22 protein-coding genes are annotated in these 21838 nt (G+C 64.0%); 14 read left to right on the top strand and 8 right to left on the bottom strand.

The window, feature by feature from the left end:
* Positions 1-2: 2 nt before the first annotated feature.
* On the bottom strand, positions 3-290 hold the full coding sequence (locus WF331_RS11710) for a BufA1 family periplasmic bufferin-type metallophore (protein WP_016500120.1): 288 nt from the start codon (positions 288-290) through the stop codon (positions 3-5).
* Positions 291-472: 182 nt separating this feature from the next.
* Here WF331_RS11710 and WF331_RS11705 point away from each other — a divergent pair, with 182 nt between their 5' ends.
* Together WF331_RS11705 and WF331_RS11700 are read left to right on the top strand one after the other, a co-directional pair.
* Positions 473-1060 (top strand): sigma-70 family RNA polymerase sigma factor, encoded by a 588-nt coding sequence (locus WF331_RS11705; protein ID WP_241799827.1) that lies wholly within the window; start codon positions 473-475, stop codon positions 1058-1060.
* Positions 1047-1688 (top strand): DUF1109 domain-containing protein, encoded by a 642-nt coding sequence (locus tag WF331_RS11700; RefSeq protein WP_197862678.1) that lies wholly within the window; start codon positions 1047-1049, stop codon positions 1686-1688. Before WF331_RS11705 ends, WF331_RS11700 begins: the two co-directional genes overlap by 14 nt.
* 23 nt (positions 1689-1711) lie before the next feature.
* Here WF331_RS11700 and WF331_RS11695 read toward each other — a convergent pair whose 3' ends face one another.
* The 3 genes from WF331_RS11695 to WF331_RS11685 form a co-directional block, all read right to left on the bottom strand.
* Positions 1712-2731, bottom strand: coding sequence for an AraC family transcriptional regulator (locus WF331_RS11695; protein WP_059396077.1), 1020 nt, complete (start codon positions 2729-2731; stop codon positions 1712-1714).
* Entirely contained in the window at positions 2728-3657 is a 930-nt protein-coding gene (locus WF331_RS11690) for a GGDEF domain-containing protein (RefSeq protein ID WP_061202316.1), read from the bottom strand. Before WF331_RS11690 ends, WF331_RS11695 begins: the two co-directional genes overlap by 4 nt.
* A gap of 93 nt (positions 3658-3750) precedes the next feature.
* Complete coding sequence (locus WF331_RS11685; protein ID WP_340622935.1) at positions 3751-5151, bottom strand: metallophosphoesterase family protein; 1401 nt, start codon at positions 5149-5151, stop codon at positions 3751-3753.
* Between the two features lie 370 nt (positions 5152-5521).
* On the opposite strand from WF331_RS11685, the gene WF331_RS11680 reads away from it, so the two are divergent.
* The 6 genes from WF331_RS11680 (at position 5522) to WF331_RS11655 (ending at position 12488) form a co-directional block, all read left to right on the top strand.
* The gene (locus WF331_RS11680; RefSeq protein ID WP_284360057.1) at positions 5522-7987 is read left to right on the top strand and encodes a TonB-dependent receptor; all 2466 of its coding nucleotides are present in this window, start codon (positions 5522-5524) and stop codon (positions 7985-7987) included.
* Between the two features lie 28 nt (positions 7988-8015).
* On the top strand, positions 8016-9908 hold the full coding sequence (locus WF331_RS11675; protein ID WP_016500113.1) for a phytase: 1893 nt from the start codon (positions 8016-8018) through the stop codon (positions 9906-9908).
* 67 nt (positions 9909-9975) lie between these two features.
* The gene (gene tolQ, locus WF331_RS11670) at positions 9976-10686 is read left to right on the top strand and encodes a protein TolQ (protein WP_016500112.1); all 711 of its coding nucleotides are present in this window, start codon (positions 9976-9978) and stop codon (positions 10684-10686) included.
* Positions 10687-10699: 13 nt separating this feature from the next.
* Positions 10700-11143 carry a protein TolR gene (gene tolR / locus WF331_RS11665; protein WP_016500111.1) on the top strand — a complete coding sequence of 148 codons (444 nt, stop codon included), beginning with the start codon at positions 10700-10702 and terminating at the stop codon, positions 11141-11143.
* A gap of 2 nt (positions 11144-11145) precedes the next feature.
* Positions 11146-11901 carry an energy transducer TonB gene (locus tag WF331_RS11660; RefSeq protein ID WP_041167761.1) on the top strand — a complete coding sequence of 252 codons (756 nt, stop codon included), beginning with the start codon at positions 11146-11148 and terminating at the stop codon, positions 11899-11901.
* A gap of 125 nt (positions 11902-12026) precedes the next feature.
* A complete protein-coding gene (locus WF331_RS11655; RefSeq protein WP_016500109.1) occupies positions 12027-12488 on the top strand; it encodes a hypothetical protein in 462 nt (153 codons plus the stop codon).
* A gap of 72 nt (positions 12489-12560) precedes the next feature.
* Here WF331_RS11655 and WF331_RS11650 read toward each other — a convergent pair whose 3' ends face one another.
* From WF331_RS11650 to WF331_RS11635, 4 genes are all read right to left on the bottom strand, one after another.
* Complete coding sequence (locus tag WF331_RS11650; RefSeq protein ID WP_016500108.1) at positions 12561-13520, bottom strand: lysylphosphatidylglycerol synthase domain-containing protein; 960 nt, start codon at positions 13518-13520, stop codon at positions 12561-12563.
* A complete protein-coding gene (clsB, locus tag WF331_RS11645; protein ID WP_340622934.1) occupies positions 13520-14722 on the bottom strand; it encodes a cardiolipin synthase ClsB in 1203 nt (400 codons plus the stop codon). The genes WF331_RS11650 and clsB overlap by 1 nt, the downstream gene beginning before the upstream one ends.
* The gene (locus tag WF331_RS11640; RefSeq protein WP_016500106.1) at positions 14719-15492 is read right to left on the bottom strand and encodes an endonuclease/exonuclease/phosphatase family protein; all 774 of its coding nucleotides are present in this window, start codon (positions 15490-15492) and stop codon (positions 14719-14721) included. Before WF331_RS11640 ends, clsB begins: the two co-directional genes overlap by 4 nt.
* A gap of 200 nt (positions 15493-15692) precedes the next feature.
* Positions 15693-16109 carry a low affinity iron permease family protein gene (locus tag WF331_RS11635; RefSeq protein WP_016500105.1) on the bottom strand — a complete coding sequence of 139 codons (417 nt, stop codon included), beginning with the start codon at positions 16107-16109 and terminating at the stop codon, positions 15693-15695.
* 233 nt (positions 16110-16342) lie between these two features.
* Between WF331_RS11635 and WF331_RS11630 the strand changes: the two genes are divergently transcribed.
* Genes WF331_RS11630 through WF331_RS11605 form a run of 6 tightly spaced genes read left to right on the top strand, consistent with a single transcriptional unit; the run spans position 16343 to position 21770 of the window.
* Positions 16343-17194: an STAS domain-containing protein gene (locus WF331_RS11630; RefSeq protein WP_016500104.1), complete on the top strand. Its 852-nt coding sequence runs from the start codon at positions 16343-16345 to the stop codon at positions 17192-17194.
* A 4-nt stretch (positions 17195-17198) separates the two neighbouring features.
* Positions 17199-17561, top strand: a complete 363-nt coding sequence (locus tag WF331_RS11625) for an STAS domain-containing protein (protein ID WP_016500103.1) — start codon at positions 17199-17201, stop codon at positions 17559-17561.
* Positions 17558-17962, top strand: a complete 405-nt coding sequence (locus WF331_RS11620; RefSeq protein ID WP_016500102.1) for an anti-sigma regulatory factor — start codon at positions 17558-17560, stop codon at positions 17960-17962. The genes WF331_RS11625 and WF331_RS11620 overlap by 4 nt, the downstream gene beginning before the upstream one ends.
* A complete protein-coding gene (locus WF331_RS11615; protein ID WP_340622933.1) occupies positions 17953-18969 on the top strand; it encodes an ATP-binding protein in 1017 nt (338 codons plus the stop codon). Before WF331_RS11620 ends, WF331_RS11615 begins: the two co-directional genes overlap by 10 nt.
* A complete protein-coding gene (locus WF331_RS11610; RefSeq protein WP_016500100.1) occupies positions 18962-19834 on the top strand; it encodes a sensor histidine kinase in 873 nt (290 codons plus the stop codon). Before WF331_RS11615 ends, WF331_RS11610 begins: the two co-directional genes overlap by 8 nt.
* Positions 19824-21770, top strand: coding sequence for a response regulator (locus tag WF331_RS11605; RefSeq protein ID WP_284360067.1), 1947 nt, complete (start codon positions 19824-19826; stop codon positions 21768-21770). Before WF331_RS11610 ends, WF331_RS11605 begins: the two co-directional genes overlap by 11 nt.
* Positions 21771-21838 lie beyond the last annotated feature (68 nt).

Here is a 21838-nt window from a genome sequence, read left to right as displayed (position 1 = left end):
GCTCAGGACTTGAGCGGGGTCAGCGAGCCCATGCCATTGGGCGTCTTGATGGACGTGCAGGTACCGGCGGGCACGTTCTTCCAGTGCATGCCGTCGTAGTCCTTCTTGGCGCTACCGGCGCAGCTGGTGCCGGCGCCGGCCTTGCAGTCGTTCTTGCCAGCCATGGCGACGCCGTAGCATTTTTCCATGGCGGCGCCGGTGGTGGCTGTGTTGGTCGCGTCAGCGGCCAGGGCAACACCGGCCAGCGAAGCCAGGGCAAGTGCGGCAGTGGCGAGGGCGAGAGTTTTCATGATGCGTCTCCGGGAAGTGGGGCCGTGGTGGTTACCGGCGGCTCATGGAGTAGTTCGCAGCGTGGGTTGAACGGGTTACAGCAGCTTGAAAAATTTTTCCGGCGGTGTGCCAGTCGCCTAACGTATGAAGGCGGCACGCGTTGAATGGAAAACTTTCACGTTGGGTGTAACCCGGGTGGCCGATGCTACGAACTACTTCTCAGCAGGCGCCAAGCGCGCGCGAGGCCCAGTTGCAGGCACTGCTGCTACAAGGCCTGGCGGGCGATGCAGCCGCCTATCGGGCGTTTCTGGCGGCGCTGGCGACGCATGTGCGAGGCTTTTTGCTGCGGCGCCTGGGGCAACGCCCCGCGGATGTCGAAGACATGCTGCAAGAGGTGTTGTTGGCGGTGCACAACGCCCGCCATACCTACCAGGCGCAGCAACCGTTGACCGCCTGGGTACAGGCCATTGCCCGCTACAAGCTGGCGGATCACTATCGCAGTTACGCTCGCCACGGCGCGTTGCACGAGGCGCTGAACGATGACAGCGACCTGTTCGCACCCGGCGAGGAAGAAGCGGCCCAGGCGACACGCGACCTGGGCAAGCTCCTGGAGCAGTTGCCGGCGCGCCAACGGCTGCCCATCGTCCATGTCAAACTGGAGGGGTTGTCGGTGGAAGAGACCGCGCGCATGACCGGTCTTTCCAGTTCGGCGGTGAAAGTGGGCATCCACCGGGGCCTGAAGGCACTGGCCAAGCTGATTGGAGGCAAGGGCGACGATGAAGACCGATGACTTGATTGCCCTATTGGCGGCCGGGGAAGGGCCGGTGGACCGTCACGCGCTGGGCCGGCGCATGTTGTTGGCGCTGGTGGCTGGCGGGTTGGTCGCGGTATTGCTGACGGTGGCCATCTTCGGCGTGCGTGGCGACCTGGCGCAAGTGGCGCACACCCCGCTGTTCTGGGCCAAGCTGGCCCTGCCCGGCAGCCTGGCGTTGCTAGCGCTGTGGCTGACCCAGCGGCTGGCCAGGCCGGGGGTGAAGGGGGGGCTGCTGTGGGGCCTTTTGGGGCTACCGCTGCTGCTGGTCTGGCTGGGCGCGGCGATCAGCCTGCTGGGGGCGCCGGTGGACGCCCGGGCGGACCTGCTGTTGGGGCGCACCTGGCGCACCTGCCCGCTGAACATCACCTTGCTCTCGGTTCCCACTTTCATCGCGGTGTTCTGGGCATTGCGCGGCCTGGCACCCACCCGCCTGCGGCAGGCCGGGGCGGCGGGTGGCATGCTTGCGGGGGCCACGGCCACCCTGGCTTATTGCCTGCATTGCCCGGAAATGGCGGTGCCGTTCTGGGGGCTGTGGTACGTACTGGGGTTGCTGGTGCCGACCGCTGTGGGGGCGGCGCTAGGGCCGCGTTTATTACGTTGGTAATCCCGGCACGACGATCCTGGGCATCAGCCCCACAAGGCTTCCAGTTCACTTGGCACACGCCCGGTCCAGCGCTTGAACGAACGGCGGAAGTTGGTGCTGTCGCTGAAGCCCAGGTACTGCGCAACCGCGTCGTTGCTGTAGCCCTTGACCTGGTAGAGGTACAGCGCCTGGTCGCAGCGCACCTGGTCCAGTTGCTCCTGGAAGTTGGAACCATGACGGGCCAGGCGGCGCTTGAACGAAGCGGGGCTGGTGGCGAAGGCGGCGGCTACCCGTTCCAGGTTCAGCGGCTGGCGAATCAGCCCGAGCAGGTGCTCGTAGACCAGGTCGAGAAAACTCGCCCGCCAGCCCCAGGCCTCCAGCTGTGCATCGCAGGCCTGGCGTGCCACGTGCTGGGCGGTCGAACCGGCACCCGGCCAGGCACGCAGCAGGTATTCCCGGGGCAGGCTCATCACCGTGGACGGGCAGTCGAAGGCCAGAGAATCGCCCAGGTGTACCCAGTACTGTTCGACGTAGGCCGGTTCGGCATGGCGGAACCGGAAACGCCAGGGCAGGTGCTCTTGCTGCTGGCGCCGCGCGAGGGCTACCACCGCTGTCATGCTGGCCTCCAGCAAGAAGCGGCGCTGCTCGTCGATGGCGCAGCTTTCCCGCCAGTACAGGTGCAGGTAGTGCTCATCGAGGCGCAGCACCGGGCTGAGCAACGGGGACAGCAGGGCGCGGTATTGCTCGATGCGCTCCAGGGCCTGCAGCAGGTGGTCGGCCTGCTCCAGCAACAGGCTGGCGGCACCGTGGTGCCCGGGCCACAGGCGCTGGCCGTAGAGAAAGCTGGTGTCGTCGGCATCGAGCAGCCGCTGCGCATTGCCGATCAGGCGAAGGAACTGCTGTGGGCTGATCAGCGCTTGGCCGCTGACCACGTCGTCGTAAAACAGCCCGCAGCCGCGTAGCAGGTGATGGGTGTCGATCTGCCGCGAACGCGCCAGGTCGATCAGCGCAGCGGGCAGGTGGTGGGCGGTGATGAAGCGGCTGTCGCCGTCATAGCCGTTCATGCCCGTTGTACCTGGTGCGTCTGGCGGCTCTTGGCCTGGGCCAGGGCGTAGTTGAGGCGTTTCAGCAGGTGGTCTTCGTCTTCGTCCAGCGCCATCACGCTGGCCACCGTGGCGGTCAGGTGCAGGCGTTCCCCATGCCGGCCGGTGTGATGGGCGAGGTGGGCGATGCTCTGGCGCAGCGCCTCGGCCATGGCCTGGGCCTGGCGTTCGCCGGTGTTGGGCAGCGCCGCGACGAAGCGGTCGCCGGCCAGGCGGCAGAGTATGTCGTGCTGGCGCAGGTTGAGCAGCAACAGTTGGGCGACCACTTGCAGCACCAGATCGCCTTCTTCCTGGCCATAGCGCTGGTTGATCTGGTTGAAATCGTCCAGGTCGACGACGATCAGCGACAAGGCTTGCTGTTCGCGGGCGGCTTGGGCAATGGCCTGCTGCAGGTGCTGGCGCAGGTACCGGGCACCGGACAGCGGGGTAAGCTTGTCGAACAGGCGGTGCTCGCGGAACAGTTGCTCACGCTTGCGCATCTGTGCGGTGATGGCGTGCTGTTCTTGCTGCAGGTGGTACATGCCCAGGGTCAGCAGCAGCATGCCCAGCGGCATGGGCGCAGTCTCCAGCCAGTTGTCCCAGACCGCGTCATCGGGCAGGCGGATGAATTCGTCGAGGGTGTCCATCCACATCGAGAAGGCGATGAAGCACAGGCCCAGCGAAAGCAGGCGGGTGACCCGGCCAGCAGGGCGCCCGCGTAGCAGCATCACCAGCCAGCCGCAGAGGATCAGGCAAGTGCCGCCCTCGCCGGCGACGTCCGTCCAGTTGATCTCGGCCCAGGCTTTAAGCGTGCCGGCGGCGAGGTAGACGAGCAGGCCGGCGTTGGCGGCCAGTACCAGGCCGACCAGCGTAAGGGCGTGCTGTTTGAACAGGGGGTTGAGGCGCATGGGGTGTCCTGTAAGTGTGTCATTGCCTGTGCCGGCACTGTCGCCGGCACAGGCAGAGCAGCATGCAAGGCGTTTATCTCAATACGATGACGCTCATTTGCCGCGCGCCGTGCACGGCAGCCCGTCCGGCCCTACGCTGGCCTTGCAGTAACGTTCGTTGGCCAGCGCCAGCTTGGGTTCCTGCAGGAACTTGCGCCCTTTGGCATCACGCGTGATATCGAACGCGTCGTAAAGCTGTTCGTCAGCCGAATAGGTGCGCACCTGCAGGCGGTTCTGCTCGACCGTGATGGTCTGGTACAGCTGGGTGTCTTCGGCCGTGCGGTCCGGCTGGTGGCGGGCGCGGTCGTTCAGGCCATACATCTTCGAGCCGGTCACCGAGACCATGTACACCGGGCCGATCGGCTGTCTGGCCTGCTGTGCGGCACGCGTGGCCTGGCGCCCTTCGGCGTGGGTCAGGCGGCTGTAGCAGTGGTCGTGACCTTGCAGTACCAGGTCGACCTTGTAGCGCTCCAGTAGCGGTTGCCAGGCGGCCTTGAGCGGCTCGGTATCGTCGGGGCGGGCACAGGTGTAGACCGGCTGGTGCATGACCACGATGTTCCACTGTGCCTTGCTGCTTTTCAGGGTTTGCTCCAGCCAGTCGGTCTGCGCTTGCAGGGTGCCCAGATCGAGCGCCGAGGTGCCGTCCAGCACCACGAAGCGCACATTCTGGTAATCGCTGAAGTAGCTGGTTGCCGCCACACCGGGGGCGCCGTTGCGCGGCAGGGCGAACTGCGCCGTTACATGGGGGCTGAGGCTGCGGCTTTCGCTGCCATCGGGGTTGAGGGTTTCCAGGTACTCGTGGTTGCCGAACGCGGTGAGCTGTGGGATGGCAGCGTACGACCAGCCGCCGGCCTGGTTCCATTCACCCCATTCATCGTCGTGGGCGAGATCGTCGCGCGATGCCACCAGGTCGCCAGCGTGCACCACCAGGGCAGGGTGCGCCACGCTGCGCAGCGCCTGGCGAATGGTGCGCGAGGCGATGGCGAGGATGTCGTTCTGGGTGTCGCCCAGGTAGATGAACGAGAACGGCGCGAACGTGGCCTTGGCCGTGCGGAACTGGTGCCATTCGCTCCAGCCCGCGCTGCCCTTGAGCCGGTAGACGTAGGCGGTGTCTGGTTGCAGGTGTTCCAGGCGCACCTGGTGGTAGTTGGCTGGGCCGTTGTCGCTGTCCAGGCGCTGGGTGCTGCCACTCAATGGGCTGGCCTTGGCTGCCAGCGCAGGGCCGGCGAGGGCCGGGCCGAGCTCCAGCACCGCGTCGGCCTGGGCCAGGTCGGTGCGGTAACTGATGGCCATCTGCGTGGCGGCGTTCTGGCCGGGGGTGAGCACGATACGGTCGGCCAGCTTGCCGGCGGCGTAGGGCAGGCCTGCGGAGCGAGGGATCGGAGCAGGTTCATTGGCCTGGGCATGAGCCTGTGCGGCGCAGAGCAGGGCGGCCAGTAGCAGGGGGCGGTGCATGGGGTTTCCTCGATGAGCCCGGAAGGCGTGATGGGCGCAAAGGAAACAAAGGCGGATGACGGTTCTGTTACCGGGCGGGGGGTCGTTTTGGCTCAGCTGATCGTCAGGAAAAAACGCAATTTCAAGTGGTCGGTAACGGCCCAACGCCCCCAGACCGGCCCCACAGCTGCGCCACAGGTTTGCAGGGCATCGCCAGGGCCGCAGCAGGCCTCAGGTCATATCAGCTCAAATTGCGCCGAAAACGACGTGAAAGCCGCGTTTTCAAGCCGCCCAGCCCAGCGCTGTCACGCAAGTGCCACACACACTTTCTAGCTTTCGCAGCCATTCCCGGGTTCATCGGGTCACTGCAAGCGAGGGTTCCAAGGTGGCAATGCCGTTTCGTCACATCCGCAACGCCGGATTCCGGGTCAGCCTGCTGGCCGTTGCCATTACCACCGCCCCAGCCTGGGCGGAAGATGCGGTCGAGCGGGTCGAGGTGATCGGCCAGGCGGCGAGCATCGACAAAGCGCTGCGCGAGCAGAAAAGCGCCGATAGCATCAAGAGCGTGGTGCATGCCGATGGTGTTGGCCAACTGCCCGACGACAATGCCGCCGAAGCCTTGCAGCGCATCCCCGGGTTGTCGGTGGAGCGCGACCAGGGCGAGGGCCGCTTCGTCAGCGTCCGCGGTATCGCCCCAGATCTTAACAGTGTGACCATCAACGGCACCCTGGTACCGGCCCCCGAGGGCGACCGCCGTGCCGTGGCGCTGGATGTGCTGCCCGCCGAGCTGGTGCAATCGCTGTCGGTGGTCAAGACCCTGACCCCGGACATGGACGCAAACTCCCTCGGCGGCACCATCGAGGTCGAGAGCCTGTCGGCGTTCGACCATGACGGGCTGTTCTACACCCTTACCGGCGAAGCCAGCCACGACACCAACGTCAGCCGCGACAGCCCGAAGTTTTCCGGCGCGGTCAGCGACCGCTTCAGCCTGGGAGACGGCATCAACAACTTTGGCGTGGCTGCGGCGTTTAGCTGGCAGAAGCGCAAGTTTGGCTCGGACAACGTCGAAACCGGGGGTAACTGGGATTTCGAGGACGGCGCCCGGCTGGAAGAGGTCGAGGCCCGCGACTACCAGATTACCCGTGAGCGCACCGGCCTGGGCCTGAACTTCGATTACCAGCCGGATGACTTCTCCAGCTACTACCTGCGCACCCTCTACAGCAAGTTCAAGGACACCGAGACGCGCAACGCCCAGGGCCTGGAGTTCGCCGACCCGCAGGGTTCCGGCCAGCGTGGCGAGGCCGAAGGCTGGCGCGACTTGAAATCGCGCGAGGACACCCAGGAAATCCAGTCCTACGTACTTGGTGGCGAGCGCATCCTCGACCAGTGGACCATCAGTGCCCAGGCCGGCTACAGCCAGGCCACCGAGCACGATCCGGGTGGCATTGCCGGCGCCAGGTTCGTCGGCGATTTCGACGAGGTCGGCTTCGACGGCACGCGCAAGCCACGGCTAAGCGTGGGCAACGACTTCTACGACCCGGCCCGGTTCACCCTCGACGAAGTGGAGTGGGAGAAGGTTGACGGCAAGGACCAGGAAAAGAACATCCGCCTGGACCTTGCCCGCGACTACGAATTCGCCGACGCCTCGCAGGTCAAGTTTGGCGGCAAGCTCAGCCGCCGCGACAAGACCAGCGACACCGAAACCTGGGCCTATGACGGGTTCGATGACATCAGCCTTGCCGATTATCAGGGCAGCAATGTCGACTACGCCCTGGGCAACTTCGGCAACGGCATCAGCGCCAGCGCAATCAAGGGCCTGATCGGTAACCTCGACCGTGCGGCCTACTACGATGAGGAAGCCTCGCGCATCAATGACTTCGACATGAGCGAGGACATCAACGCGGCGTACCTGATGAACACGGTGGATATCGGCGACTGGCGCCTGATTGCCGGTGTGCGTTACGAAGGTACCAGGTTCGAGGCCAAAGGTACTGGGCTGCGCGACGGTGTGTACGAGAACGTCAGCAGCAACAATCGCTATGACCACTGGTTGCCAGGCCTGCACGCGCGCTACCAGTTGTCGTCGGCCACGGCCATTCGGGCCGCCTGGACCAACACCGTGGTACGGCCAACCTTTGGCCAGCTGGCGCCGGGTTTTGTCATCGATGAGAACGATGCGTCGTTCGGCAACCCCGAACTCAAACCGCTGGAGTCGATGAACTTCGACCTGGGCATCGAGCACTACATGGGCCGCGCCGGCACCGCCTCGGCGTTCCTGTTCTACAAAGACATCGACCACTTCATCTACAGCACCGACCTGGCGGGCACTGGCGCCTGGGTGGACTTCGACGAAGCGCTCACCTTCGAGAACGGCGGGGGCGCCAAGCTGTATGGCCTGGAGCTGGCCTACTCGCAGAAGTTCGACTGGCTGCCGGCACCCTGGAACGGTTTGCTGCTGGGCGCCAACCTCACCCTCAGCAAGTCTGATGCAACCCTGCAAGGGGCCACCGGCAGGCGCAGCATCGACCTGCCCAATCAGTCCGACACAGTGGGCAACTTCATGGTCGGCTGGGAAAACGACCGCTTCAACATGCGCCTGGCCGCCAACTACAAGTCGGGCTACTTGCTGGAGCTGGGGGCCATCGACGACAAGGCCCACGACCAGTATGCCGATGACCAGCTGCACGTGGACTTCAAGGCAGGCTACTTCCTGACCCCCGAGCTGCAGTTGACCTTCGAGGCGCAGAACATCACTGACGAGTCCTATTACGTGTACAGCGGCCACCGTCGCTACAACGCCCAGTACGAAGAATACGGCCCGACCTACAAGGTCGGCCTGACGCTCACCCACTTCTGACCGCACCCTTCAGGGATATTGCCTGCTCATGCGTAAGTTCACTTTGTCCATGCTGGGGCTATACGTCGCCTTGGCCCACGCCGGTGCCAGCGCGGCGCCGAGCTTAACACTCGACCGCAACGTCATCGACAGCGAAACCAGCCAGTGGCTTGCTCCAACGCCGGCGCTCAAGCAGGCCGAACGCCTGCAACTGACCGCCAGGGCGCTGCAGCTGGTTGACCGCCAGGGCCGCGTACTTGGCGAGTTGCCGGGGCGCTTCGAAACCCTTGACCACCGCACGGATGGCACCGGCCTGATGGTCGCCACCGTCGACAAGAAGCGCCAACAGGCGTTGCTGGCCCGCTTCGATGCACAAAGCGGTTGGGGCGCCCCGCGCTACCTGCCCAATACCCGCTATGCCATCGAGGGCCTGTGCCTGTACCGCGACAGCGCCGCCAACGACTTCCTGTTCCTGGTTGGCGAGGAGGGCATCGGTGAGCAGTGGCTGGTCGCCGAGCATGGCCAGCCGCTGGCCGAGGCACGCCAGGTGCGCGCCCTGAGCCTGCCGCCGCAGAGCGCGTTCTGCCAGGCGGATGATGCAAGCCATAGCCTGTACGTAAACGAAGAAAACGTCGGCCTGTGGCGCTACGAAGCTGCTGCCGAAGCACCCCTGGTGCGCGAGCCGGTGGACCTGGTGGCACCGTTCGGAGGCCTGGCCAAAGCTGCCGCGGGCGTGGCCCTGGTGCCCGGGGGCCTGATGCTGCTGGACCCGGTCGCCAACGCCTTGCACCTGTACCAGCACCGCGCCGGGCAATGGCTGCGTGATGGAGCCCTGAGCTTGCAAGGGCTGAAAGAGCCGGCGCAGATCAGCGCCCGTGTGAACGACAAGGGCCTGGAACTGCTGCTGGCCGACGACCAGGGTACACACCTGGCGACGCTGGGCTGGAAGCCAACGCCAGCGCCGATTGCGCCTGCGGTGGTACAGATCAAGGCGCAGGTGCAGACCGATGGCGTGCCCAGCCTTGGCGATGCGGCGGACGACCCGGCGATCTGGGTCAACACGCGCCAGCCCGAACTGAGTCGGGTACTGGGTACCGACAAGAAAGGCGGGCTGCTGGCCTACGACCTGCACGGCAAGCAGCTGCAGGACTTGCGTGTGGGCCGCCTGAACAATGTGGACGTGCGCAAGGGGTTCCAGCTTGGCGAACGTAAGGTCGACCTGGCTGTGGCCAGCAACCGTGACCGCAACAGCCTGCACCTGTTTGCCATCGACCCGGCCAGCGGCCAGTTGAGCGACATCGGCCAGGTGCCGACGGAGCTCAAGGAAATCTACGGCCTTTGCCTTTTCAAGGATGCCGATGCGGCCATTTACGCCATCGCCAATGACAAGGATGGCCGCTTCGTTCAATACCGCCTCGACGGCAGTAGCGGCCAGGCAGGTGGCACCTTGGTGCGCAGTTTCAGCACCGCGACCCAGTCGGAAGGTTGCGTGGCCGACGACCGCAACCAGCGCCTGTTCATCGGCGAAGAAGACCTTGCGGTCTGGGCCCTGGACGCCCGTGGCGATGGCCCGACCCATCTGGACAACGTGATCGGCGTGGGCGGCCTGGTCAAGGACGACATCGAAGGCCTGGCGCTGTACCACGGCAAGGGGGGCGATTACCTGGTGATCTCCAGCCAGGGCAACGACAGCTATGTGGTGGTCGACGCCAAACCACCGTACCGGGTGCGTGGCAGCTTCCAGGTAAGCCTGGACGCCCAGCGCGGTATCGATGGCGCCTCGGAGACCGACGGCCTCGACGTGACCTCGGCCAACCTCGGTGGGCCCTGGGCAAAGGGCCTGCTGGTCGTGCAGGACGGTCGCAAGCGCATGCCCGAAGGTAACCAGAACTACAAGTACGTGCCGTGGGCGGCAGTGGCCGAAGCCTTGGGCCTGGAGTAACGGCCGCCTGTCATGCCACCGCAACGTGATTGCCTTTGACTAAGACTCACATTGAAAGGACACCCCCATGCAAACCCCAACTCCGCTCGAACACACCACCGTCTGGGGCCTGGTCAGCGAAGCCAGCCTGGTGGTCCAGGCCGTCATGCTGTGCCTGGCCTTGGCCTCGCTGCTCAGCTGGTACCTGATCATCCAGCGTGGCAGCCGTCTGCGGCGTAGCGAAGCGCACAGCCGGGCATTTCTCAAGCAGTTCCGCGAAAGCGAAGTCGGCCAGCTGTATCAGGGCATCAAGGCGCAACAGCCTCACCCCGATGCCGGGCTGCAGCAGCTTTTCGTTTCCGGCTACCAGGCGTTCCAGCAGCTGCAATCTGGCCAGCAGCCCGACAGCGTGCTGGAAGGCGTCGAACGCAGCCTGCTGGTGACCATCGCCGAGCAGGAAGAGCGCCTGGAGCAGGGCTTGCCGTTCCTGGCCACGGTCGGCTCGGTCAGCCCCTACATCGGCCTGTTCGGAACCGTGTGGGGCATCATGAATTCGTTCCTGGGTTTGTCCCAGGTGCAGCAGGCGACCCTGTCGACCGTGGCCCCCGGTATTGCCGAAGCGCTGATCGCCACCGCCATAGGCCTGTTTGCGGCGATTCCGGCAGTGATGGCCTACAACCGTTACTCGGCGCGCAGCCAGACCTTGATCAGCCGCTACTACGCCTTTGGCAACGAACTGCAAGGCCGCCTGCAACGGCGTTTGCAGGGCCACGCCAGCAACCTGGCGGCAGCGGCCTGAGGAGGAACACGCGATGCTCGCCAGACCCGTCCGTAAGCATGGCCTGAAGGCCGAAATGAACGTGGTGCCGTACATCGATGTGATGCTGGTGCTGCTGGTGATCTTCATGATCACTGCACCGATGCTGGTGCAAGGCGTGCAGATCGAGCTGCCCAAGGTGGCCGCCGAGGCGCTGCCGGCACCCGGCCAGCAGCGCATCGTCACGCTCTCGGTGAAGGCCGATGGCAGCTTCTACTGGAACCTGGGCAGCGAGGTCGACACCCGTAGCCAGACCGACAGCGCCGTCGACACCGCACAGATGCGCGACAAGATTGCAGCTATCGTCGCCCAGGACCCGCAGACCCAGGTGTACCTGCGCGCCGACCGCAACACCGAATACGCCGCAGTGGTGGCCGGTATCGCCGAGTTGCAACGCGGCGGGGTCAGCCGCCTGGGCCTGATCACCGAGGCGCCGTGACCATGAGCAACCTGACTTTTGACCCTGCCAGCTGGCGCGACCACGGTGTGGCGTTTGGCGTGGCGTGCGCCTTGCACGCGGGGTTGGCCTACCTGCTGTTCAACCTGTCGCATACGCCAGAGCTTGCGGCTGTACCAGCGGCCGTGATCCACACCCAGCTGGTGAGCTTGCCGGCACCCGTAGTGGTGCCTGAGCTGCCAGCGCCTGAGCCCGAGATCCAGCCTGTTGTCGAGAAACCTTCGTCGCCGCCACCAAAAGCCCAGGCACCGGTCGTGGATGAGGCAGCGTTGGCCCTCAGGCGTGTGCAGCAGCAAAAGCGCGACCTGCAACACAAGCGCGATCAACAACAGCGCCAGGAACAGGAGCAGGCCCGCAAGCAGCGCGAAGAGGCTGAGCGGCGCGAGCAGCAACTGGCGCAGCAAGAGCAGGCACGCCAGCAGCAGGCGCGAGAGGCTGCTGCCCAGGCCCGTGCGGCAGCCGAGGCGGCCAGCCGGCAGTACCTGCCCATCGCCAAGGAGGCCCCGGATTACCCGCAACGGGCGCTGGATCGCAATATCGAGGGGGAATGCACGGTCGCCTACACAGTCACGCCGCAAGGCCAGGTCAGTGACCCGCAGGTGGTCGGCCAGTGCCATCCGTTGTTCGTCAAACCGTCGCTGGCAGCGGCGAAGCGCTTCCGTTACCAGCCCCGGGTGGTGAACGGGCAGGCGGTGGCGGTGGCCAACGTGAAAAATACCTTCACCTACAAGATTCGATGAATCCCGGCGGGACGGGGCAGGTGCGTGGCGTTCATGAAGTGCGCGGTGGGCTTTGTTCAAGAAACTCTGAATCATTTTCCCCTGGCGGGAGTCGACCGAGTGAAGCCCACAGACGGAGAACGTTCATGTCCAAACCCGATGACCCAAGACCCCAAGGCGAGATCGACGACACCGAAGACCGCATGGGCTCAGTCCACGAGCTGGATTTCAGCGAGCGCCGCGATGAGCGCCAGGGCCGTATTGGCGACGAGCGTCCGGCTCGCGAGGTAAACGAGGAATTCCCGCCCCGGCGTGTCGCTGAAAGTGGCATGACCGGTGGCGAGGCCCTCAGCGACAGTTTGCACGAAGACAATGTCACCCTCGACGACATGAGCCCGGATACGTTGTTAGATGAGAGCGGCGCCCGTGATCCCTACGAGCCGGGAACGGATGATGGCCCGGCGGACAAGACCTTGCGCGAGGTAGGGGCCAACGAGATCGGTGGCGGCATCGGCCTGGACGAGGCTGAACTGGCTCGCTCCGCGCCATTGGATGGCGAACCCTGGACCGATGATGTGGCCTCTGAAGACGACCGCAGAGAGCCCTGATACACGAGCAACGCTGTTTCTGCTTGCACCGTGGGTGCTCGTGCCGTTGTCCGGCACGGGCACCCACGTCCATCAGCGTTTCTCGGCAGCCAGCCCGGCCTGCTGGCGCAACGCCTTGGCACGCTTTTCGAGGATCAGGTAGGTGACCACCGCCAACAGCAGCGGGATCAGGTAGTACAAGGTCCGATAGCCTAGCAGTGCCGCGACCAGGGTCCCCTGGCCGATCTGGCCGTGGAGCAGGGCAAGGAACACGGTCTCTAGCACGCCGAGGCCGGCGGGAATATGCGCCACTACGCCAGCCACGCAACTGATCAGCAATACGCCCAGCACGGAGGGATACATCAGCTCCGGCGGCAGCAGCAGGTGGATCAGTGCAGCCATCAGCGCCCAGTTGCTTGCGCCCAGCGTCACCTGGCACAGCGCAAGGCGCAGGCTCGGCAGGGTTACATCATGGCCGCGCAGGCTCCACGTGCGCCGCTTGGCGAAGGCGCATGCGAGCAGGTAAGCCACCGCGACCGCCACCATCAACATGCCAATCAGGCGCAAGCCGCCAGAACCCACCGCCCAGCTTTCGGGCAGCTTGACCAGGCCCAAGGCGAACACCGTGCCGGCCAGCAGCAAATAGCCCATCCAGTTGGTCAACAGGCCCAAGGTGAGGATGCGGGTGATGGTCGCGGTATCCAGCCCCAGCCTGCCGTACAGGCGGTAGCGCAGGGCCACGCCACCGACCCAGGTGGTGAAGCTGAGGTTGAATGCGTAGCAGACAAATGCCACTGGCAGCACCTGACGGGCAGGCAGGCGGTGGCCGGTGTAGGCACGGGCGAGCAAGTCGTAGCTGGCGAACACCAGGTAGCTGCACAGCGCCAGCAACAGGCCGAGGGCCAGGGTTGAGGGCCGGTATGCCAGCAGCGACTGGCGCACCTCGTTCCAGTCCAGATTGCGCGCCAGGGTGAACAGCAGCACCGGGATCAGTATCAGGAACAGCACGGTCAGAAGGCGTTTGCCCCAGGTCTTCCAATGTGGATTGGCCATCAGGTTTGGCCCTCGTGGTAGTCGGCCGGGATTTCGCTGTCTGCCTGCAGCGACTGCAGGTGTTGCCTGTGTGCAGGGAACCAGCCGGCGATGCGCGGAAAATAACGGGTTAGGTGGAAACCCAGGAAGATCAAGGGTGCACGCCACCAGTAGCCACGCACCGCACGTTCCAGGGTTACGGCCTTGCAATGCTCCTGGCTCAGCTCGCTCAAGTGGGTGTAAAGGCCATGGTTGAAAGCGCGGTCACGGATTACCAGGTTGGCCTCGAGGTTGAACGACAGGCTCAGCGGGTCGAGGTTGCTTGAGCCCACGGTGGACCAGTCGTCGTCCACAAGCGCCACCTTGCCGTGCAGCGGGCGCTTGCAGTACTCGTGGATGCGCACGTCGTCACGCAGCAGGTAGTTGTAGAGCAGGCGCGAGAGCGCGCGGACCCAGCGCATGTCCGGTTGCCCCTGAAGGATCAAGGTCACCTCGACCCCGCGCCGGGCAGCGTTGCGCAGTTCGCGCAGCAGGCGATAGCCGGGAAAGAAGTAGGCGTTGGCAACCACGATGCGCCGCTGGGCCTGGCGGATGGCTTGCAGGTAACAGACCTCGATATCGTTGCGATGGCGACCATTGTCGCGCTCCACCAGCACGGCGCTGGACGGGCCGGCAGCGGCGTTGGTCGGCTCCACTGGGGCCACGCTTTCCAGAACCGGCGCAAGCATTCTGCAGCAGGAGGCGTGCACCTGGGCCACCACCGGGCCGACGACTTCCACCGCATAGTCCTGCTTGGCCTGGGGCCCGAAGTCGCCAAGGTGGTCGGCGCTGTAGTTGATACCGCCGATGAACGCGCGCTGCCCGTCGATCACCACGATCTTGCGGTGCAGGCGTCGGAACAGGTTGGTGCGCATGCCCGCCAGCCGTGGCTGCGGATCGAACGCGTGAAAGCGCACGCCGGCTGCGGTCATGGATGAAGTGAAATCGTCGGGAAGGTCTGCAGTGCCGTAGCCGTCAACCGCCACCTCGACCCGCACGCCACGCTGGGCGGCTTCGATCAGTGACTGGCGCAAGGCCTGGCCGACCTTGTCGTCGAAGATGATGAAGGTTTCCAGGAGGATTTCTTCGCGAGCCTCGGCCATGGCCTCGAACACGCGGGGATAGTACTGCTCGCCATTGATCAGCAGTTCGACGTGGTTGCCGTCGCTCCAGGTCTGCTTCATAGCGTCACCTCGGCTACCAGTGGGGCATGGTCGGAGAGGTGCGACCAGGGGTAGCTGGACAACACCCGCGCCTTGCAGGTTTGCGCATTGCGCAGGTAAATACGGTCCAGGCGCAGCAGGGGCAGGCGGGCCGGAAAGCTGCGCGCCGGTTTGCCGAATGCTTCGATCAAGTGCCCCGAAAGCCGCGCATCGGCTTTCAGGCGCCAGTCGTTGAAGTCGCCGGCGACGATGACCGGCTCCTCTGGCGGCAGGCTCTCGAGCAATGCCATGAGCAGGCTGACCTGACGCTGGCGATGGTTTTCGCGCAGGCCCAGGTGTACGCAAATGGCATGGAGCTGTTCATGGCCCGGCACTTCGAGCTGACAGTGCAGCAGGCCGCGCTCCTCGTCGCCATGGACCGAGACGTCCAGGTTGTCGTAGGTGCGGATCGGGAATTTGGACAGCAGCGCATTGCCATGGTCGCCATGGGGGTAGGCCGCGTTGAGCCCGTAGGCGAACTGTGGCCACATGCTGTCGGCGAGAAATTCGTATTGCGGGGTTTGCGGCCAGGCGGAGTGGCGCTCGGCATGGTGTTGGTGGCTGCCATGCACCTCTTGCAGGAACACCAGATCGGCGCCGGTGGCACGCACCGCCTCGCGCAGCTCTGGCAGGATGAAGCGGCGGTTGAGCGGCGTGAATCCCTTGTGAACGTTGAGTGTGAGCACCGTCAGGCGGTGCACGGCGGTGACCTTGTCGATAATGCAGTTGGGGGTGGGCAGAGTCCCGTTCATGGCTGCGCCCCCAGCACCTTGCGGTAGGGCTTGTTGCGGGGTGGGCCATGGCGCCAACCGGAAATACCAATGCAGATTTCGCTCACGAGGGCTCCCTTTCTTTCGTGCACTCATCATTAGCGACCCGCGCAGTGGCGACAGGGTTCAGCAGGGTTGACGAGTGGAAGCGTGATGAAAGCGCTTCGACCTGCCAAACCACCCTAGCGCTGCAGGTTATCCCGGGCGGCAGAGCCCTCATCCTCTTCAACAACCGGTTGTGCGGCCGGTTCACAGCGGCTGCCCATCGCCTCATACGCCTTGCGAAGCTGATGAATCTGGCGGCTGTCGAGCGCTTCGAGATCCAGCACCGACTGCTCCGCAGATTTTGTAGCGCGGATGAGTTCGTCGAGCTTCACGTGGATCATGTCGTTGTCCCGGTTCTGGGTGTTCTGAATAAGAAAAACCATCAGGAAAGTGATAATGGTCGTCGACGTATTGACGATGAGCTGCCAGGTGTCGTTGTAGTGAAACCAAGGGCCGGATGCAGCCCACATGGCAATCAGCACTACAGCGATGAGGAAGGTGCTCGGTTTACCGGCGTGCTTGGCGAGCCATTGGCAGAATTGCGCGAATTTCATGACTTTTCTCCAGTGATCTATAGCGTGTGACCACAGTGGAGTGCTGAAAGCTCTGTAGATGAGGGTGTGCAGCCCACATACCCCATGAACTTGGCCTACAGTTAACGGCACAAAAGATGGCGCAATCAATTATCGCTAAGTGCCACAACTATTTTCATCGGTAGGTGTCATTTTCCAAGCTGGCAAAAACATCGATGAGCCGGCCAGGCCTTTTTTTCAGGAGCAAACCGTACATGGCAGCACTGCAGAACAGCTCGTTGGAAGCAATCGTCGGTAATCAGCCGCAGTTGTTGGCGCAATGGCTCAGCGCACTGGAAGCCAACGGGGCGACCCGCAATATCCGTGAGCATGACTTGCGCCAGGAAACCCGAGACTTCCTGCAGCTGGTGATCGACGCGCTGCGCAAGGAGGCAGGTACGCAGATTGGCGTAGAAGAATGGGAAGAAACGCGCCATTTCCTCGAAAAACTCTCTGCCAGCCGTGCGCAGGTTGGGCAGGAATCGCACCAGACAGCCAATTTCATCTTCGCCCTCAAAGGCCCGCTATTTACACTGCTGCAGGCCCATTACCGCGAACAGCCCGCGTTGTTGGCCGAACAGCTGTGGGAAATCTCCCAACTGCTCGACGCATTCGGCCTGCACACCATCCGTACTTATCAGAAAAACCGCGAAGCCGTCATCAAGCGCCAGCAGGAAGAACTGCTTGAGCTGTCCACCCCGGTCGTCAAACTCTGGGAGGGCGTACTGGCCCTGCCGTTGATCGGCACACTCGACTCGCAACGCAGCCAGACAGTGATGGAATCGCTGCTGCAGCGCATCGTCGATACCGGCTCCGAAATTGCCATCATCGATATAACCGGTGTGCCGACTGTAGATACCCTGGTCGCCCAGCACCTGCTCAAGACCGTGACGGCCATCCGCCTGATGGGCGCCGATTGCATCATCAGCGGTGTTCGCCCGCAGATTGCCCAGACCATCGTGCACTTGGGCCTTGACCTGGGCACGCTGACCACCAAGTCCAACCTTGCGGACGCCTTGAAGCTGGCGCTGTCGCGTCTGGGTACCAGCACTGGCGAGAAGGTGTGAGGCGATGGAGCGTATTCCCATTCTGCAAATGGGTGAATTCCTGCTGGTAACCATTCAGGTCGACATGCACGACCAACTGGCGCTGCGCCTGCAGGACGATCTTACCGACCGAATCGACCAGACGTCTGCCCGCGGCGTGCTGATCGATATTTCCGCGCTGGATATGGTCGACTCGTTCATTGGCCGCATGATCGCCAGTATTTCCGGCCTTTCACGAATAATGGATGCCGAGACGGTGCTGGTCGGCATGCAACCTGCGGTGGCCATCACCTTGGTGGAACTTGGCCTGACCTTGCCTGGGGTAAGCACGGCACTGAATGTCGACCGCGGCATGCATCTGTTGCGCCAGCGAGTAGGCCACTCATGAGCATCCGCCAAAGCGGCAGCCAGCCGGTTCGCCTGGAGCAGGACGTGGTACTGGCCCGTCAGCTGACCCGCAAGATTGCCAGCGACTGCGGCATGCGGTTGGTCGACCTCACCAAACTGGTCACGGCTGTCAGTGAGCTGGCACGTAACACCGTGGTATACGGTGGCGGCGGTGATATGGACTGGGAAGTCATCGAGGAAGCCGGGCGGGTTGGCCTGCGCCTGGTGTTTCGTGACGAGGGGCCGGGTATCGCCGACGTCAAACTGGCCCTCACCGATGGCTGGACGTCCGGCGGCGGGCTGGGCCTGGGGTTGACCGGCGCGCGCCGACTGGTAGACGAATTCGAACTGGACACCACCCCCGGGCAAGGTACCCGGGTAACGATCACACGATGGGCCTGAACCTGGCAGCGAGTTTGACCCAGGTGCTGCGCCTTGATGACCCCAGCCAGGTCGGCCATGCCCGGCGTGTTGCACAGAGGCTGGCCGAGCAGCTTGGTTTCAATGCTGCCGACGCCGGCCGGGCGGCCATTGTCGCCACCGAGCTTGCCAGCAATGTGCTCAAACACGCCGAGCATGGTGAATTGCATCTTCGCGTTCTTGCGCATGACGCCCACCCGGGTATGGAACTGGTGGCGGTGGACCGTGCACAAGGGTTCGACCTGGCCAACTGCCTGGCCGATGGCTACTCCACCGGCGGCACCCAAGGCATCGGGCTGGGGGCGGTCAGCCGCCTGGCGCAGGTATTCGATGTGCATGCGGACGCGAAGGGCGCTGTGGTACTGGCGCGCCTCTACCGGCAGGGCCATACGGGCAGGGACATACGCATCGGCGTGACCCAGCATTCGCTGCACGATGACCCGGCCTGCGGTGATAGCTGGCATGTGACGCTGGCCGAACAACGTATCAGCGCCGTACTGATCGATGGGCTTGGCCATGGCGAGGAGGCCGAGCGTGCGGCCAACGCGGGTATCCAGGCCTTTACCCTGGCGCCCTTCAGCGCGCCGGAGCACTTGCTTGGCGAGATGCATCATGCAATGGCCGGCACCCGCGGCGGTGCGGTTGCCATCGCCCGGTACGAAGGTGCTGCTGACCACCTGTCGTTCATCGGCATCGGCAATATCGGCGCAACCCTGGTCGGCACCGAACGGCCGCGCGGCCTGGCCTCGCACCCGGGCATCCTCGGCGGGCAATACCGCAAGGGCCAGGTGTTCGACTACGCTCACGTGAAAGGAAATCTGTTGATCATGTTCAGTGACGGCCTGCAGTCGCGTTGGAGCCTGCAAACCTACCCCGGCCTTGTGCACCGCCACCCGGCGGTCATCGCTGCCGTGTTGCATCGCGATTTCTGCCGTGGGCGGGACGACGTGACGGTGTTGGTCATCGACCTGGAGACCGTGCATGGCTGAATCATCCAGCAATAGCGTCGAGCAGGCCGACCTCATCGCCCGCCTGCAGGCGGAAAACCAGGCCTTGCGCGCCGAACTGGAGGACACCAACCAGGGGGTGCTGGCGCTGTATGCCGAGCTGGACACCCAGGCTGAGCAACTGCGCCAGGCTTCGGACCTGAAAAGCCGCTTCCTTTCCTACATGAGCCACGAGTTCCGCACGCCGCTGGGTTCGATCCTGAGCATCACCAGCCTGCTCGCCGACGAGGTGGACGGGCCGTTGAGCAAGGAGCAGCAGTTGCAGGTGGCGTTTATCAGCACGGCAACGCGAGAGCTGGGCGACATGGTCGACGACCTGCTCGACCTTGCCAAGATCGAAGCGGGCCGCATTACCATATCGCCTGCCTGGTTCGATATGCTCGACCTGTTCGCGGCTTTGCGCGGCATGTTCCGCCCGATCGTCGACACCGGCGCGGTGGACCTGATCTTCGAAGAGCCGCAAGGCCTGCCGAAGATGTATACAGATGACAAGAAGCTGGCGCAGATCCTGCGCAACTTCATTTCCAACGCCCTGAAATTCACCACCCGTGGCGAGGTGCGTGTTTCGGCGCAGCTGTTGGGTAGCGACCAGGTGCGTTTTGCCGTGAGCGACACGGGTATCGGGATTGCCCCCGAGCTGCTCGGTGGTTTGTTCGAAGATTTCGCCCAGATTGACTCGCCGCTACAGAAACGCTTGCGTGGCACGGGGCTAGGGCTGTCGCTGTGCAAGCGTTTTGCGGCGCTGCTGGGCGGCGAGGTGGGGGTTGAAAGTACGCCCGGCAGCGGATCATCGTTCTTTGTCATCCTGCCTATGGCGCTGGCCCAGGAGAGCGCTGATGAACGCTGACATCCGCCTGCTGATCGTTGACGACAATGTCGCCACACGCTATGCGCTGCGCCGTCGCCTGGCATTGCATGGATACACCGTGACGGAGGCAGGCACCGGTGGCGAGGGGCTGGCGCTGATCGGTAGCGAGCATTTCGATGCCCTGATCCTGGACGTCAACCTGCCAGACATGAGCGGCTTCGATATCGTCCGTCTGCTGCGTGCCAAGCCCGAGACCGCCTTGCTGCCGGTGATCCACGTGTCGGCGGCGTCGATCCAGACGGGGGACATCATTACCGGGCTCGACGCAGGCGCCGATGCCTACCTGGTTCACCCCGTGGACGCCGATGTGCTGGTGGCCACGCTGCGTACTTTGCTGCGGGTGCGCGACACCGAGCGGGCCTTGCGGGACAGCGAGGCCAGTTTTCGGGAAATCTTCACCAATGTGTCAGCCCCGATCGCCGTAATCGACGACAGGCTGAAGGTGCATGAATGCAACCATGCCTTCGAGCAGCTGACCCAGGACAATCACAACCCCGAGGCGCTGCAGGAATGCTTTGCCGAAGACCAGCAAACCGTCATCGCCGAGTTGCGTCAGCACCTGCTTGCGGGGCAGCGCTGGCGTGGTACGTTGGCCATGCACGTGGGCGGCATGCCCAGGGATACCGAATGGCAGCTATCGCCCTACCGGGCGCCTGGGTTGTGCCTGGTGTTCGTCGAAGACGTCACCGAGCATCGCCACCGCGAGCGCTCACACCTGGCGCGCCTTGAGGACGCCAACACCCAGTTGGCCCGGGAAACGGCCCAGCGCGAACAGACCGAGGCGCAGCTGCTGCAACTGCAGAAGATGGATGCCCTGGGCAGTCTTACTGGTGGCATCGCCCATGACTTCAACAACCTGTTGACCGGCATCATCACCAGCCTTGAGCTGATTCGCAAACGGGTGGCAGAGAGCCGTATCGAAAAGGTCCCTGCATACGCCGACGCGGCCCTGAGCTCTGCCATGAGCGCTGCCTCGCTGACCCATCGGCTGCTCGCCTTCGCACGGCAGCAGCCTCTGGACACGCGGCCGGTGGACATCAACGAGCGGGTACGCTCGCTGGAAGAACTGATCAACCGCACCATCGGTGAGAGAATCGTGCTGAAACTGGAGCTGTCCCGTGAGCCGACGATCGCACTGGTAGACCCGATCCAGCTGGAAAGCGCGGTGCTCAACCTGGTGATCAATGCCCGCGATGCCTTGGCCAAGGGCGGGCATATCTGGGTGAATACGGCGGCGAGCTTCTCACTCGGCGACCCCAACCTGCAGGACGGCCCTTATGTTGCGGTGACGGTACGCGATGATGGCTGTGGCATCGCGCCAGAGCTGCTGGAAAAGGTATTCGACCCGTTTTTCACCACCAAGCCGTTAGGGCAGGGTACCGGGCTTGGGCTATCGACCATCTACGGTTTTGCCCGCCAGTCGGGCGGACACGTGGCGATCCACAGCGTGCCGGGGCGGGGCACGGAAGTCATCCTGATGCTGCCCGCCAGCAACCAGCAGGAATCCTGCGAGCAGCGCATGCCGCAAGTCGATCAGCGAGGGGCCGGTGAACATGTGCTGGTGGTGGAGGACATGGCCTCGGTACGCCTGTCAGTGGCAGAAGTGCTGACCGATGCCGGGTACCGGTGCACCTTGGCCGAAACCATCGAGCAGGCACTTGATCATCTGCGTGAAGAGGCCGGCATCCAGTTGCTGCTCACCGATGTCGGTCTGCCTGGGATCAGTGGGCGCGAGCTTGCCGATATGGCGCGGGCCTACCGCCCAGGGTTACCGGTGCTGTTCATGACCGGCTATGCGGAGACGGCCCTGGACCGCCAGGCGTTTCTGGGCAGTGGAATGGACATGCTGATCAAGCCGTTCCAGGTCAGCGAACTGCTCGCCAAGGTACGCCGGGCACTTGATCAGGCGACATGAAGGGCATGGCTGATTGTTTCGGCGTTGCTTCGACTGTGTGAGCGCAAGCTGCGAATACCGGCCAGCCC

This window comes from Pseudomonas sp. YNh, assembly GCF_037993085.1.
Taxonomy (GTDB): Bacteria; Pseudomonadota; Gammaproteobacteria; order Pseudomonadales; family Pseudomonadaceae; genus Aquipseudomonas; species Aquipseudomonas putida.
Note: the sequence above shows the minus strand (reverse complement) of the source record. Positions and strands in the feature narration are given on the sequence as shown.